Source organism: Sinorhizobium sp. BJ1, assembly GCF_002531555.1.
Taxonomy (GTDB): Bacteria; Pseudomonadota; Alphaproteobacteria; order Rhizobiales; family Rhizobiaceae; genus Sinorhizobium; species Sinorhizobium fredii_B.
Map to the genome: position 1 here is coordinate 77,411 of NZ_NWTH01000016.1, position 15,507 is coordinate 92,917.

Consider the following 15,507-nt stretch of genomic DNA (forward strand, 5'->3'; position numbering starts at 1 on the left):
ATGAATCCACTCAAGCCATTGTGGACGCCCACGTCCTATGCCCTCGAGAACAGCCCGATGGCGGTGTTCAGGAAACGCTGCAGTGAGAGATCCGGGCGCGTATTTGACGGCTATGACGACTTCCACGCCTGGTCCGTCAGCAACATGCCCGAGTTCTGGTCCGAGGTCTGGGATGAATGCGAGGTCATCGGCGAAAGAGGAGCCGAGGTTCTGGTGGACGGCCATGACATCCGGCGGGCCCGCTTCTTTCCCGGAGCAAAACTCAACTTCGCGGAGAACCTCCTCCGCAAGCGGGGAGCCGGACCCGCCTTGATCTTCCGTGGCGAGGACAGGGTCAGCTACAGCGTCACTTGGGACGAGCTGCATGGGTTGGTGTCGAGAATGCAGCAGGCGCTGAGCGCCCTGGGCGTCGGCCGCGGCGACAGGGTCGTGGCAATGCTCCCGAACCTGCCCGAGACCATCGCTCTGATGCTCGCCACGGTCTCGCTGGGTGGGGTCTGGGCTTCATGCTCGCCGGACTTCGGCGTGAGCGGGGTCCTCGACCGGTTCGCACAGGTGGCGCCGAAGCTGTTCCTTGCGTGCGACGGCTACTGGTACAACGGAAAGAAACAGGCCGTCGGCGACAAGGTCAGGGAAGTGGCGGCCAGTCTGGCAGTTCCCGTCGTCATCGTGCCTTATGCCGGCGACCCCGAGACCTTGGCGGCGTCCATCGACGGAGCGGTCACGCTCCCGCGCCTCATCGGCGAAATCGAACCAAGGGCCGTGGATTTCGACAGGGTGCCGTTCTCCCACCCCCTCTGCATACTCTTCTCATCGGGCACGACAGGCGCGCCGAAATGCATCGTGCATTCCGTCGGCGGCACGCTGCTGCAACACCTCAAGGAGCACAGGTTCCACTGCGGACTGGGCGACGGGGAGCGGCTGTTCTATTTCACCACATGCGGGTGGATGATGTGGAACTGGCTGGCCAGCGGGCTCGCGCTTGGCGCTACGCTTTGCCTATACGACGGATCGCCGTTCTATCCGGGCCCGGGCGTGCTCTTCGACTATGCCGCGCAGGAACGGTTTTCCGTCTTCGGCACCTCGGCCAAGTACATCGACGCGGTGCGGAAGAGCGGCTGCAGGCCGGGCGAAACGCATGACCTCTCGGCCATGCGTCTCATGGCGTCCACCGGGTCGCCGCTGTCGCCGGAAGGCTTCGCATTCGTCTACCAAGCGATCAAAGGGGACGTTCAACTCGCCTCGATATCCGGTGGCACGGACATCGTGTCCTGCTTCGTCCTCGGCAATCCGCTGAAGCCGGTCTGGTCGGGGGAGATCCAGGGGCCAGGCCTCGGTATGGCCGTCGATGTGTGGGACGACACTGGATACCCCGTCCGCCAGAGGAAGGGAGAACTCGTCTGCACGAAGGCGTTCCCATCGATGCCGATCATGTTCTGGAACGATCCGGGCGGCGAGAAGTACGGCGCGGCCTACTTCGGCCGCTTCAACAACGTCTGGTGCCACGGGGATTTCGCGGAGTGGACCGAGCACGACGGTATCGTGATACACGGTCGCTCGGACGCCACGCTCAATCCGGGAGGTGTCCGCATTGGAACAGCGGAGATCTACAACCAGGTCGAGCGGATGGACGAGGTCGTCGAGGCCCTTTGCATTGGCCAGGAGTGGGACGGCGACGTTCGCATCGTCCTTTTCGTCCGCCTGGCGGAAGGCATTCACCTCGATGCAGATCTTGAACAGGCGATCAGGACACGCATCAGGACAGGGGCTTCGCCACGGCATGTCCCGGCGAAGATATTAGCAGTGGTGGACATTCCCCGCACTAAATCCGGAAAGATCGTCGAATTGGCCGTCCGGGAAACGGTGCACGGGAGACCAGTCAAGAACAAGGATGCGTTGGCAAACCCCGAAGCGCTGTCGCTGTACGAGAATCTGGCAGCGCTGCGCACCTGATCGGTCCGTCTCCATCCTGATGCAAGCTGCATGAAACGGTCGGTGCTCGTCTTCGGCAGGTCCGTTCGTCGTTGCGCTATTCCTCCTCAGGCCAAGGCAAGCGACTGCCGGACGGTGCCAAAAAGCGAGCACCGGTAGATTGACATTCACTAAACTTAGGTCAAAATAAATAACCATCGGTGATAATATTGAACCATAATGCCGATTGTCGATCCATCCTACAGGGGAATTAGATGTCAAAAGTGCAAGCTAATCAGGACAGAGGACTACGAGGAGGCACGCTGGGAGCGGCTGCCGTCACGCTAATGGTGATCTCCGCAGTAGCTCCTCTGACGAATATGGCGGGAATCCTTCCCGTCGCCATTCTCTTCGGCAACGGCACCGCGATCGTGCCCGCATTCATGCTCATGATGCTGCTCGTGCTCGTGTTCTCTGTCGGATACGTCGCCATGGCGCGCCATGTGCCTAACTCCGGCGCCTTCTACACGCTGATCACCCGCGGCCTCGGCCGTCCGCTCGGAGGAGCTGCCGCGCTGGTTGCCCTGCTCGGCTACAATTGCATGCAGATCGGCATGTCGGGAATGTTCGGTCCGGTAACAGCGGATCTCGTGAAGACATCCACCGGAATAGATCTCCCATGGTGGTTCTACAGCATTGGAGCGTCGCTGCTGATCGGCGTTTTGGCGTACCGGAGAGTGGACTTCTCAGCGAAGGTGCTCGGGCTGCTGGTACTCGCAGAATTTGCAGTCGTGCTGATCCTGGATTTGTTGATCGTGTATCAAGGCGTCCCGAGCGGATTCAGCCTTGCACCGCTGTCTTTGGCCGGAATGCCCAGCGGCGCCGCTCTCGGCGTGACCTTCGTCTTCGCATTCGGCTGCTACATCGGGATGGAGGCGACGACGATCTACAGCGCTGAGGCAAGAGAGCCGCGCAAGACCATTCCTCGGGCGACTTATGCGTCCGTGCTGCTCATCGGTGCGTTCTATTCCGTATCCGCGATCTGGATCGTCGAGGCGGCAGGTACGGAAACAATCGTCGCCACCCTTCAGCAGCTCTCCGATCCCGTTCAGTTTGTCTTCAATATAGCTGACCAGTTCGCCGGCAGGTGGCTCGCCGACTCCATGCGCCTCCTGTTCGTGACGAGCGTCTTCGCCTGCCTGCTGGCCTTCCACAATCACGTCGCGCGCTACTTCTACTTTCTTGGGAAGGAAGGGATGCTGTCGGAATGGCTGGGCAAAACTCATCCCCTCTACCAGAGCCCCTACCGCGGGACCATTGTGCAAACCGTGATAGCCTTGGCCGTCATCGGCACCTTCGCCGCGCTGGGCATGGATCCCCTGATGACTCTGTTTGCATGGATTGCCAACATCGCCGTGATCTGCGTTATCGCCTTGATGACGCTGGTCTGCGTCGCGGTGATCGTCTTCTTCGCCAAAAACCCCGAACTGGAGCCCGGGCAGCCGATGAAGACCAAGATCCTGCCCGCCCTTTCCACCGTCGGCTTTGGCCTGGTCGGGTATTTCGGTGTTTCCGGGTTTGACATTCTGACGGGTGCTTCCGGCGCGATGGCGGTCATCCTTCCCTCGCTCATCCTCGTTGCTGCGGCGGTAGGAGCGATGAGGACAGCAATGCGGCCGGAGGCAATAGATGCATTGAGCGCCGACGCAGCTTGACCTTACGACCCTCATCGAGCGCAAAGGCCCGCACAATGCGGGCCTTCTCTTGCAAGGTGCGTCCCGCGCCCAACGGAGCTTCGGATCGGAGGCGGGATCGGGACTCGGTCCGCAACGGCCGGCTGCCCTGAGGATAACAAATCCTCACGAACGGAGACCGGGGAAGCTCACAGTTCCGCTAGTAGCACATGCCGGCTGCCTCAGCACCCGCAACGGCTGTCACGGCCGACGCGAGCCGAGCCCGCTCTGTACCCATTGCAAACATCGCTGGCCCAGAGCTTGAGTTTTTAAGCGAAGTCTTGACAATCCCCTAAAATCGGCAAAAATAGAACTGCTGGTGACAATAATAAACCATCTTCCATCAAACCCCGACAAGGGAACGGACATGAACGATACACAAAGGCTCCTAGCGCGCCGGGAGAAGCTCCTGGGGAAAAACACGTCGATCTTCTATGAGAATCCGGTCCATCTCGTCCGGGGCGAGGGCGTCTGGCTCTGGGATGCCGATGGTAAAAAATATCTCGATTGCTACAACAACGTACCGCATGTCGGGCATTGTCACCCGCACGTAGTCGAGGCCATCTGCAGGCAAGCGGCAACCCTCAACACGCATACTCGTTACCTGCACGAGGGCATCCTGGATTACTTGGATCGGCTGCTTACACACTTCGACAGCTCGCTTAACGCCGCCATCCTCACCTGCACCGGTAGCGAGGCCAACGACATCGCGCTTCGGATGGCGCAAGCCGTCACTGGAAAGACCGGGGTCATAGCGACGAACTTCACCTATCACGGCAACACTGCCGCGGTGTCGCAGTTGTCGACACGCATGCCTCCGGTAGGTGGCTATGGGGGCCACGTCAGACATGTTCCCGCGCCCGACAGTTACAGGCCGCTGGCCGGCGAGTCCGGTGAACCCTTTGCGAAAGCGTTTAGGTCAGAAGTGGAAAAGGCGATCCAGTCTCTGGAAGAAAGCGGCCACGGGTTCTCCGCGCTGATAATCGATCCGTTTTTCGCCAACGAAGGGTTTCCTGATCTGCCCGAGAACTTTCTCGCCGGGACGGTCGAGGCTGTCAGAAGAGCTGGCGGGCTGATCATCGCCGATGAAGTCCAGCCTGGCTTCGGCCGCACCGGGAAATACATGTGGGGACATCAACATGCGGGAATAGTTCCGGACATCGTCACCATGGGCAAGCCGATGGGGAACGGACATCCAATTGCGGGCGTGGTGGCCGGCTCCGAAACCCTCAACGCGTTCCGCAGGGCCTTTAGATACTTCAATACGTTCGGCGGCAATCCCGTTTCGTGCGCCGCGGGGATGGCGGTTTTGGATGTTCTCGAAAACGAGAAGCTGATGGAGAACGCCAGGACGGTCGGCAGATACGCGAAGGACGGACTCTGCAGGCTCGCCGAGAAACACTCCATCATTGGCAACGTACGGGGCAGCGGACTGTTTTTCGGCGCGGAGCTCGTCCTGGATCGGGACGAGAAGACGCCAGCACCGGAAATCGCGACCCGCGTAATCAACGAGATGCGCGCGCGCGGTGTACTCATGGGTAAACTCGGCATCCATCAGTGCTCGACGAAGATCCGGCCACCGATGCCGTTCTCGAAAGAAAACGCAGATCTCTTGCTCAGCACACTCGACGACGTGCTATCGGCGGTCTGACATGGGAGATATCGCTGAACCATACTTGGAAGCGCTCACACGGAGAGCGAAGTCGGCGCTCGAGCACTGGGATCTCGCAGACCAGGATCCAGAGCTCTTGAAGTACAGGGAGAACGCCGTTTTCAAGATTAGGCTGAATGACGGCCAACCCGCCGTTCTGCGGCTCCACCGGCCCGGGTACACCAGCGGCGCGGCGCTCTCGTCCGAGCTTCAGTGGGTGAAGGCCCTCAAGCGCGGAGGTATCGAAGTCCCTGAACCAATCCCGACCTCAGGCGGCAGGGAGTACGTTACCATCACGGCAGGTGAGGGGTTCCCTGAGCAGAATGCTGATATTGTTTCCTGGCTTGCGGGAAGACCCCTCGGCGTCTCGGGCGTTCCGCTGGACTATGGTGACGAAGAGCTTACGCGTATCTTCACGTTGGTCGGCCGTACCATGGCCCGGCTCCATAATGTAACGGACGGCTGGAACCGCGCCCAGACCTTCGAACGGCCATCGTGGGACGTCGACGGTCTCCTTGGCGAGCGACCGTTGTGGGGCAGGTTCTGGGACCTTGACCCGCTTTCGGCGGATGACAGGCGAAAGCTGGAGTCATTGCGGCAGACGTTGAGGGCGGAACTACAATGTATAGGTCCGCACCAATTGGACTTCGGCCTCGTTCACGGTGACCTCGTTCGGGAAAACATACTGGTAACCCCCCGGTCGGTTCAGTTTATTGACTTCGACGATTCCGGCTTCGGCTGGCGTCTGTTCGATATTGCGACCACCTTGTTGCGAAACCGCAGGGAGCCGAGATATCCGGCGATCAAGAACGCCCTCCTGACTGGATACCGCCAAGCCCGTGAATTGTCCGACGTGTCGGAATCGTTCCTGCCACTCTTCCTCCTGCTTCGAAGCCTCACATACGTCGGCTGGATCGGCGAACGGCCGGAAATCTCCGACAGCGCCGAGCGCTTAGCGAGATACTTGAAGGACGTGTACGAGCTGGCGGACGCATTTCACAGCCGCGGCTCCTGCCGTTGACATTCTTTGCGCGAACCACGGAGGCCGAATGTCTGCAAAATTGGATGAAGGAGCGCCGGTTGCTCTCGTCACCGGCGGAGGCTCCGGGATTGGCGCAGCCATCGCGACCAAGCTCTCGGCGACATACAGGATCGCGATATGCGGCAGGCGGGCCGGAGCGCTGGAGGCGGTCGCTGATCGAACGAATGCCTTGGCGCTGGTCGCCGACATCGGCAAGCCCGATGAGGCGGCCGACGCGGTTGAAAGAACGGTAGCGCATTTCGGACGTTTGGATTCGCTGATCTTGAATGCGGGGATCGTGTTCGCCGCTTCGGTTGCCGAGATGTCGCTCCACGACTGGCAGCGGCAGGTCGACGTCAATCTGACCGCACCGTTCGTCATGTCGCGGGCAGCAATCCCTCACCTGCTTCCGTCCAGAGGTTCGATTGTGGCGATCTCCTCAGTGGCGGGCGCGACCGCGGGGGCAGGGCTTTGCGCATACAGCGCTTCGAAGGCTGGTCTGACATTGTTGACGCAAACGATCGCGCTGGAATACGCGCGCTATGGCCTACGAGCCAACGTGATCGCCCCCGGCTGGGTTCGTACCGAAATGGCCGACATGGAGATGTCCGCACTCATGGGCGGAGGTGAGCCAGAGGAAGGTTACCGGCGGGTCACGCGCCTGATACCGCAGCGCCGGGCAGCGGAGTGCGTCGAGATCGCAAATGTGGCCGCGTTCCTTCTGTCGCCGGAAGCCTCATATATCAACGGAGCGGTTATAAACGTCGATGGCGGCGGAAGCGTCGTAAACACGGGCCTTGTGGAGTTCGACCAGCCTGTTTAGCTGCCCCGGCCCCCGGAGCAGCATCCCGGTGTGCAGGGGCGCGAGGTCGCGTGACGCAGGATAGATGCACTCGGACGTCGGAGTTCAGATCACTTATACTGCCTCCATTTCTTGTTTGGCGGCCACGATGTTCGGATGTGGCTCGGCACCTATGGCGCGCGAGATTTCAATCGAGGCGCCAACAACCAGCTTGGCCGCTTTGAACTGCTGCTCTTTGGTCATCCGCGAGGCGACTCCCGCGATGGCGATTGCTCCAAAGGCTTCGCCACTGTTGGAGAAAATGGGTGCAGCTACGCCACTTGTTTCAACTTCGAACGAACCCGGAGAGAATGCGAAACCTCGATGTCTGATCTCCTCGACCTGCTTGCGTAACTCGGCCTTCTCCACGATCGTGTGTTCGGTGTAGCGCTCGAAATCCAAGCTCTCCAGGATTTCCTCCCGCACGGAGGGCGGTGCGAAGGCAATGAACGCCAGGCCAGATGCAGAAGCATGAAATGGCAGGAGCTGAGACGGATTCACCCATACACGGGTCGCCCTCTTCGGCTCGGTAACGGCGATAGTTATCATGGCATTGTCAGCCGCGAGGGTTGCATGCGCGGTTTCTTCCATCTCCTCTGAGATTCGATCCAATACCGGATTAATGAATGAGAGAAGTGGGAAGCTAGCTTCGCGTACCCGGGCCAGCCGCAGGACCGCAATGCCCAGTCTATATTTTTTCGTCTGTGAGTGCTGCTCGACAAAGCCGTTGCGGATCAGCGCGACGAGAATTCGCAAGGTCGTAGCCTTGTCGATTTTGGCTCTTCTCGCAAGCTCGCTGAGGCCCCATTCGGGTTCCTGTACCGTGAAAAACGACAGCAAATAAAGCGCCCTGTCGACGCTCTTCATCATCGGAATTGTCTCTGCAGCTTCTTTTTTCGACGACACGAGTTACTCCGCCTCCACGCCAATTTGCCAGCACTCGCCAAGCGCTTGATTTTGATCTTCGATTTACAATAGTGAACCGGGTCCCGTGCCGTCAAGCCGACCGGACCTGAGTGCGAGGCTAGTGACCACCAGTGACGAGCTTTGTTGAATGGAGCGAGCAAGACCGGTTGGTCTGCCAAAGAAATCGGCGGCATTGGTATGATGGGCGTCAGGTAGCACGCCTGGGCTGGGTTTCCGACCTGCCCGCGCTGCTCTCGGATCCAGCGCGGGCATAGAAGCTCACTAGAATGTTTCGTATTTTTCCGGAATTAGGTAGCAAATGCCACAAGATTCCGGGCGCAAAAATTGTTACCTCTAGCTCTGTCGAGGGGTTGGATTGTATGGTGTCGGTCGTCGAGGAGTTGAAGGGCAAACTGGCTGAGCTGGAAGCCAGGCTTGAGGAGATCAAGGCAGAGGCGCTCGTCTTGGAAGCGCAGAAGGCCGCATTCGCGACCGTGATCAAGGTCTTCGATCCCAACGCGACGTCCGAGCTTCCTCAGGTGCCCAAGAAGAAGGATCGATCAACCCCTGGCCGCCGCGTGACCGACCTCCTCAGAGGCCGTGATGTCCGCCGCGGCGTTCTCGAACTCCTCCGAGATGCGGAAGAGCCGATCCTGGCGGGCGACCTCTCGAAACAATTTGCCGAACGTGAGGGTTTCGGAGCCGAGATCGACGGGATTGGCCCCAACCTAGCTGGAAGGTTCTCCGGCCTGCTCGAAAGGATGGAGCAGGCTGGACTTGTGCGATCATCGGGAGCTCCCGACGGACGGCGGCGTCTCTGGGAGATCGCCAGGTAACGCAGGGGTCAAAGGAGAGTTTCGTTGATCATGCTTGCCCCCTTTCGATCAGGCCGCCCTGGAGGAGGTGCTTCGTCGGAAAACTCGGCTTAGCCATTTCATCCTCCTTCTTCTAAGCCAATGCTGCCTATCGGCCAGGCCAGCGTCAACGCGGCAGCGCTTCGGTCACCGCAGGTACCGTTGCTTCTCAACCGTCGTGTCCTCGGTCCACACCTGGTCCTCGATGCGGTCTGCCGCTCCTTGCCAGTAGCCGCAGAGGTTATCCGACGTCGTGCGGTGGGTGACTGTGCTCAGCACGTCGGCGAGCTGCCAGCGCAGCCCCATGTATCGGGTGTCCTCCTTCCAGGCGACCATCGCCATGTACCAGTCGAGGTATTTCACCGAGAAGCGGTGGTGGATGCCGACATAGGCGCGCTGGGCGCGGGCGAAGAAGCCCTCGATCGCGTTGGTGTTTGTCCCGTCTTGCGTCTGGTAGGCCAGGCTGTGGTTCACGCGCTGCAGCACCGCCAACCCGACAAGGTCGTCGTAGGAGCCATGTTCATCGGCGGCCAGAATCGAGCGCGGTTCCACATGGTCGCGAACGGCCGCCCAGGCGTCCTTCGCGTTCTCGTCGCGGACAACGCGGGTGAGAGTTCGGTTCGGTGCGTCCTTGTTGTGTTCTCGCAGCGACAGCACGCATAGGCGCTTGCCGTTCTGGTTCTCCTTCAGGCGGCGGTCAATCCGATCCTCCTTGCGGTTCTCGGGCTTGATGTGGCCGCCGACGTACTTGCCGTCGATCTGCACCGAACCCCAGAGTTTCATCTTCGCCCGGCGCTTTCCGATCGCCTCCCTGATCTTCGCCAGCAGAACCCAAGCGGTTTTGTATTCGACGCCGAGCTTGCGCGTCAGATGCAGGGCCGCGAGGCCTTTGACGGCCGTCACCTCTTCCCAGATCGCCATCAGGAGCTTCTTGAAGGAGAGCTTGCGGGAGTGGAAGACGGTGCCGGACGTCACCGAGAACTCTCGCATGCACTCGCTCTCCGAACAGCGGTATCGGCGTCGGCGAATGCCGTACGGTTCGGTGTTCCCGCACTTTGGGCAGAACGGCTGGCCGCCGTTCGCGGACCAGCGGAACGAGCAGAACAGGCCATAGGCCTCGTCCTCGCCAAGCCCCCAAACGGCCGACGGATCGACGTTCCGTGCGTTCTTCGTCAACAGGAAGTGCTGACCAAACTCTTTGTTGGGGTCAGGCCAGAGACAACGATCGTATTTCCAACCTCCGAGCCTCTTCTTCGAAGGGGTCGTAGGCGTTGGGAGCCAGGATCGGAATGTTGGTGCGGAGCATGATCACCTCGGGACAACGAACAATGCTGATACGCCGCCTCGGAAGGCGTCGGGATCAGCGGGCTATTCGTGTCGCTCTCGTAATCATGCTGGTCCCATATCAGGGGCCGCATGCGAAGTCGATCGACCGGCTTCGATATGGTTAACGGTGGTTCGCGGAACTCAACGGCATCATTTCGAGACCGTCACAAAGAATGCGGCAGGCAATCATTCATAGAAAGCTCCAGCTTGTAACAAAAAAGCGGCGAGCTTCCATGGGTTGGCTTCGCTCTGTGGCGCACTGTCTTTTAGCCACGCACTCATGGCCTCAAGGTAGCTCGCAAGGTCGGTGTTTTCCCATCGGACAGCGCCATTCTCGAAATCGGTTCGTATCGACGCCAGGTACTCTAGGAAACTTTGCTGATCGATTACGTTTTCAATATTCATCAATTCGTCACCTCGTTTCATCCCAAATAGCACGAGATCGCTGGGGAGGTCAGCGAGGACCTGCCGTCTTGCAATAAATCAATCTCAGGTAGTGCAAGGCGATGGGATGCGTTCTTTGTGGCATTTGCTACCTAATTCCGTATTTTTCGATGAGGAGGATTGGTCTTCAGGTTTTCGCTTCCTCCCACTTTTATTGCTTTACGTGTCGATGTGTCAGCCGCGCATGAGTGCGCCCGATGGGTCATAGAACGGCTGGAGTTGCACTTTGATCGGATACATCGTTCCTGCGATCTGAACCTGGAATTCGGTCCGCTCGAGCCAGTCTTTCGATACGCCGTCTCCTCGATGCAGACTGGCAAGCCCGACCATTTTGCCCAACCTGAAACCCCATCCTCCTGAGGTCACATGTCCCACAAGTTCGCCCTCGCTCCAGATTGGCTCATTGTGAATGAGGTAAGGGCCGTCAGCACGGGAAGCCCCGACAACTTCAATCGCCACCGTCCGGAATTTCGTGACTGCGCCCCGGGCCTTTTGCGCTTCGAGCACTTGTCGACCAAGGAAGTCGTCTTTGCGCAGGTCTACCGCAAAACCAAGACCGGTCTCGTACGGAGTGTCGTCCTCGCCGATATCGTGACCAAAATGACGGAAGCCTTTCTCGAGGCGGCAACTGTTCATGGCGAACATCCCCATATGCCTGAGACCACGCGGGCGTCCCGCTGAGATCAGAGCGTCATAAACACCAGCGGTGAATTCGGTGGGCATGAGCAGTTCATAGCCAAGCTCTCCAACGAACGAGCGCCTAATTGCCCGTACGCGGGCGTACGCCAAGTCGATCTCGCGAGCAGCACCGAACGGAAAGGCTTCATTGCCGAAGTCGTCCGTGGACAGGGCGGACAGGATTTCGCGCGACTTCGGACCGTGAATTGTAAGCAGCGAGAATGAGGATGTTGCGTCAAAGATCTCGAATCTCCACGCCGGATCCGCATGCATCTCGATCCACGCCCTGTCGCGTATTTGGCTTGGATGTCCCGTAACGACCAGAAACTTCTGCGGAGCGGTCCTCGTTACGGTGACGTCGGCTTCTATGCCACCGCGCGGGTTCAGAAATTGGGTATAGACTGACGTCCCGACCGCGACATCCATCTGGGCTCCACATACTTTGTTCAGAGCCCTGACCGCATCGGGCCCCTGTACCAGAAGCTTAGCGTACATCGACTGGTCAATGAAGACGGCCGCGTCACGTGCGGCAAGGCATTCCTCGGCTATCAACGGTGACCAGTACTGCTCACCCATCGATGGCCTGTCCTGCCATCCATTCCCCGAGCGGTCATAGTACATCGGAATTTCCCAGCCGATGCGCTCAGCGAAGACAGCGTTCTCTGCTTTGAGTCGATCGTGAAGCGGGACCCGTCTAACACCCCGGGCGGTTTCGATTTGACGACCTGGCCAATGGATTCCGTAATGAAACCCGACGGCTTCGCCGACGCGGTCGGCATTGTATGCGGCATTCGACTGGAATGGGTGGGCGCGGGACGCGAGCATGGAACTCATGCTGCGGCTTGGATAGCCGTCAATGAGCCACTCCGACATTGTGAGCCCAATTCCGCCCGAATTCAGAATTCCATTGGAATTCATTCCGGCTGCGATAAACAGCCCCGGCATTTCTGGTGCAGGTCCGATGTAGGGGCGACCATCCGGGGTGAAGCTCTCCGGCCCATTGAAAAACGTTTTGATCCCGAATTCAGCCAATGCGGGCATCCGCGCGAAAATTGTTTCGAGCATGGGTTCCGTGTGGTCCATGTCGAACGGGAGCTCATCGAATTCGAAGCTATCCGGAATACCATCCTTAGCCCATGGCTTCCCATTGGCCTCGAAGCCGCCGATCAATAGCTTGCCCGCGTCCTCTTTCCAATAGGTGCGTTCCTCGGCAATAACCAGGCAAGGGAGGGTGCGCGGGAGGTCCGCAATCGGCTCGGTAACGAGATAAAAATGCTCGGCCGCGTGGAGCGGAACGGTGACGCCATGCGCCTTGGCGAAGCGGCTGGTCCACATGCCGCCGGCAAGCAGCACTTTTTCGGTGGCGATAACTCCCTTGTCCGTTTCGACCCCGGTGACGCGGCCGTTCTTAGTAAGTATCTTTGTGGCTGACGTGTTCTCGAAGATGAGCGCGCCGTTCTGCTTTGCTCCTTTCGCCATGGCCTGCGTCACATCGAGCGGGTTCACTTGCCCGTTCGAAGGTACAAAGAACCCGCCTAGCACGCCCTCATAGTCCACGAGTGGCCAGGTTTTTTCGAGTTCAGGGACTGAAAGTATGTGGCTTTCAATCGCCATCCTCCCGGCGTGATCATGATTTCTGAGTAATTGTTCCAAGCGGATTGGCGAAAGCGCGAGATGCAATGTACCGTTTTGCTTATATCCCGTTGCCTGGCCGGTCTCGCCTTCAAGCTCTGTGAACAGACGCGCGGTGTACTTCGATAAGGCGGTTTGCGCTCCGGATTCCCGAAGTTGCCCGACGATGCCGGCCGCGTGCCACGTCGTACCACTCGCCAGTTGCTTTCGCTCGACAAGAACTGCCCCCGAAACACCCCGCTTTGCCAGATGATAGAGCGTTGAGACACCGATGATGCCGCCACCGATGACTACAACCGGTGCTGACGAGGGGAGAGTTTTGTTTGAAGTCGCGCTGGCTGACATCAGTGTTGAATCCATTTTGTTTGAGATCGAGATCTTGCCCATCGGATGGTGTCATGCGCCCTGTTGACCGTGCTGCCGAGTTGGGTGTGCGTGTCCCCGAATGCTCGCCGCGTGTGGTTCAATATAATCACCATCAGTTCAAAAAAAGCTTGCATCAAATTCGGGGCGCTGTCAAGTAATCGCCAGCGGGTCCCCGCGCCGTCGGCCTTCGATCGTCCACCGGCATGAGAACCTGTGTTTCTTCGGCCCAGATATCCGCGATGATGCCGCGCACTTGCCGTGCGACGTCTGTGCCCAAAGCTCTTTGCGGCGTTGCTCCAGCCACTCGTTAAGTACCTCCAGCGATGGAAAGCGCGGCATCATGGGGCTACCACAGCCGATGACGAGCCTCCTGGACGCTCCTCGCCAATAAGAACCTTCATAGCCCAAGCTCAGCAGGTCGGCGGAGCTTGAGCGTCCGATTCTGTTTGCGTTAGATCGGGCGGCAGCAGTCTAGGTGCTTGACGTAAGTGAAGCCACAAATGCATTGAGATGCCGCTGGGCGGTTCGACGTGCGGAGATTGGCTCGCGCATGACTTTCGTCATCTCGACAAAAGCATCAACGAGTTTACACCGTCCAATCCCATCGTCGTCGATCGCATCGAGCACCTTTCCGGTCTCGACTCCGTGGGGGAATTTTGCGGAAATGGCAGTAATCCCAGGCGCCCTGAATGCATTCGGCGTCAGCATAATGCCGTCGTCATCGACGGCAATGCTCAGTCCATCAAGGCTTTGCTTCCGACCGAAATTGTGCAACTGCAATGTAAACAGCAGGACAGCGCCTTGCACGATTGACGTCAACTCGCCGAGTTCGGGCGGAGCGATGAACTCTACAGTATGCCTCGTTTGTAAAATGCGCATGGATCGAAGGGACAGCGGTTCAGGCCAGATGGTGCGAAACACCAGCAAGAACGGGGGCGATTGGCTGCTCAGCAACGCGCCCCGTTCCGCTGGGTCCGTCGGATTGTGCGGCGAGCGGCCGCGCGTCATTCTTCTGCGGCAAAACGAGAAGTCCACCAGGTGGCGAGCGTGTATTCCATGATCTTGACCGCTTCGTTGAAGATCTGCTCGTTCTCTCCGGGGACCTTTTCGACTTCATAGGCGCCGTCCCATCGGAAACCGGATTTGGACAGCAGTTGACCGATATCGTGTTTCGGATCGGGAAGGTCATCCTCCGGCGAGAGATATCGGAGGACACGCCGTCCCTCGAGGAGAGCCTCGAAACAGTGCTTGCCGAGTTCTTCGCGTTCCTCCAGATGGCGTAGCATGCCCTTGGGTCCGCCTCTCACGTCATCGAGGTCAGTCATTGTCGCCAAGGCCTCCTCGATCTGCTCGAGCATTTCATCGTAGTAGCCAAGCAGTTCGGACCGTCGCTCCAACGCGACGGATGTCCCGCATCCTTCGACGACATAGCGCCATTCGCTCGCCTGGATGGCTTGCTGGATTTCCTCGATCGGAAGTCCACGCTCCGCATGCAGGTCGACGGCCTGTCGAAAACCATCGTCGTCACCGCTTTTTGATAGCGCGCGAAGCGCGGAGATACGATCCGGGTCATAGCTATTCGGCATCTGTCACCTCCGGCTGCGAGATCCTGTTCCGTTCAGTGGATCGAAGCTTGACCAGAGCTTCCCTCCGTCGCTGTTCATGGTCGGCGGACCAGATTTCCGTGACCATGTCGCCGCCATTCCATTCGAACCCTGCCGTTTCCAGGCAGCGCTCAATTGGGCCGTCCGGTGGCGCTTCGCCCGGCAGGAGGTATCGCGCTACGCGCACCCCAACGAGCTCGGCCGCGCGTGCAAGGCGCGCGACCTTTGTGCGAACCCGTACCTGGGCGAATTGGTCTGAAAGGTCGGGCGCTTCCATGTCCTGCACCCGCAGCTCTTTCGCAGCGACCTCAAGGTCGCGAACGGCGTCCTGGAATTCCGTCTCCAGCGCCTCAATGCGTGCCAAGGAAAGGTCCCGGCCCGAATTCGTCACCAGAAAGCGCCATCCCGTTCCACGGATGGCCTCCCTCAGTTCGCTCAGCGGATGACCCGCAGCAACATGCGCCTTGATTTCATCGAATCCCTCGTTCCTCAAAAGAACAGCGATGAGGCGGTTGGTCCGTTCTTGATCCATACGTCGTC

13 protein-coding genes are annotated in these 15,507 nt (G+C 59.1%); 6 read left to right on the forward strand and 7 right to left on the reverse strand.

Features of this window, described 5'->3' with window-relative positions; translation table 11 throughout:
• The 5 genes from CO676_RS19930 to CO676_RS19950 all read left to right on the forward strand — a co-directional run bounded on the left by CO676_RS19930 (window position 1) and on the right by CO676_RS19950 (window position 7,139).
• Window positions 1-1,953 (forward strand): acetoacetate--CoA ligase, encoded by a 1,953-nt coding sequence (locus tag CO676_RS19930; RefSeq protein WP_097522337.1) that lies wholly within the window; start codon window positions 1-3, stop codon window positions 1,951-1,953.
• A gap of 233 nt (window positions 1,954-2,186) precedes the next feature.
• A complete protein-coding gene (locus tag CO676_RS19935; protein ID WP_097522338.1) occupies window positions 2,187-3,626 on the forward strand; it encodes an APC family permease in 1,440 nt (479 codons plus the stop codon).
• A gap of 385 nt (window positions 3,627-4,011) precedes the next feature.
• Window positions 4,012-5,295 (forward strand): aspartate aminotransferase family protein, encoded by a 1,284-nt coding sequence (locus CO676_RS19940; RefSeq protein WP_097522339.1) that lies wholly within the window; start codon window positions 4,012-4,014, stop codon window positions 5,293-5,295.
• Between the two features lies 1 nt (window position 5,296).
• On the forward strand, window positions 5,297-6,316 hold the full coding sequence (locus CO676_RS19945; RefSeq protein WP_097522340.1) for a phosphotransferase: 1,020 nt from the start codon (window positions 5,297-5,299) through the stop codon (window positions 6,314-6,316).
• A 28-nt stretch (window positions 6,317-6,344) separates the two neighbouring features.
• Complete coding sequence (locus tag CO676_RS19950) at window positions 6,345-7,139, forward strand: SDR family NAD(P)-dependent oxidoreductase (RefSeq protein ID WP_097522341.1); 795 nt, start codon at window positions 6,345-6,347, stop codon at window positions 7,137-7,139.
• A 93-nt stretch (window positions 7,140-7,232) separates the two neighbouring features.
• On the opposite strand, the gene CO676_RS19955 is transcribed toward CO676_RS19950, so the two are convergent.
• Window positions 7,233-8,063: an IclR family transcriptional regulator gene (locus CO676_RS19955; protein WP_245424367.1), complete on the reverse strand. Its 831-nt coding sequence runs from the start codon at window positions 8,061-8,063 to the stop codon at window positions 7,233-7,235.
• Window positions 8,064-8,443: 380 nt separating this feature from the next.
• On the opposite strand from CO676_RS19955, the gene CO676_RS19960 reads away from it, so the two are divergent.
• The gene (locus CO676_RS19960) at window positions 8,444-8,899 is read left to right on the forward strand and encodes a hypothetical protein (protein ID WP_245424368.1); all 456 of its coding nucleotides are present in this window, start codon (window positions 8,444-8,446) and stop codon (window positions 8,897-8,899) included.
• 165 nt (window positions 8,900-9,064) lie between these two features.
• On the opposite strand, the gene CO676_RS19965 is transcribed toward CO676_RS19960, so the two are convergent.
• From CO676_RS19965 to CO676_RS19990, 6 genes are all read right to left on the reverse strand, one after another.
• Window positions 9,065-10,093: an IS1595 family transposase gene (locus tag CO676_RS19965; RefSeq protein WP_097522342.1), complete on the reverse strand. Its 1,029-nt coding sequence runs from the start codon at window positions 10,091-10,093 to the stop codon at window positions 9,065-9,067.
• A gap of 336 nt (window positions 10,094-10,429) precedes the next feature.
• Window positions 10,430-10,648 (reverse strand): hypothetical protein, encoded by a 219-nt coding sequence (locus CO676_RS19970; RefSeq protein WP_097522343.1) that lies wholly within the window; start codon window positions 10,646-10,648, stop codon window positions 10,430-10,432.
• 213 nt (window positions 10,649-10,861) lie between these two features.
• Complete coding sequence (locus CO676_RS19975; RefSeq protein WP_245424369.1) at window positions 10,862-13,384, reverse strand: FAD-dependent oxidoreductase; 2,523 nt, start codon at window positions 13,382-13,384, stop codon at window positions 10,862-10,864.
• 450 nt (window positions 13,385-13,834) lie between these two features.
• On the reverse strand, window positions 13,835-14,371 hold the full coding sequence (locus CO676_RS19980) for a hypothetical protein (RefSeq protein WP_097522344.1): 537 nt from the start codon (window positions 14,369-14,371) through the stop codon (window positions 13,835-13,837).
• Window positions 14,368-14,949 (reverse strand): hypothetical protein, encoded by a 582-nt coding sequence (locus CO676_RS19985; RefSeq protein WP_097522345.1) that lies wholly within the window; start codon window positions 14,947-14,949, stop codon window positions 14,368-14,370. The genes CO676_RS19980 and CO676_RS19985 overlap by 4 nt, the downstream gene beginning before the upstream one ends.
• Entirely contained in the window at window positions 14,939-15,499 is a 561-nt protein-coding gene (locus CO676_RS19990; RefSeq protein ID WP_097522346.1) for a hypothetical protein, read from the reverse strand. The genes CO676_RS19985 and CO676_RS19990 overlap by 11 nt, the downstream gene beginning before the upstream one ends.
• Window positions 15,500-15,507: the final 8 nt, after the last annotated feature.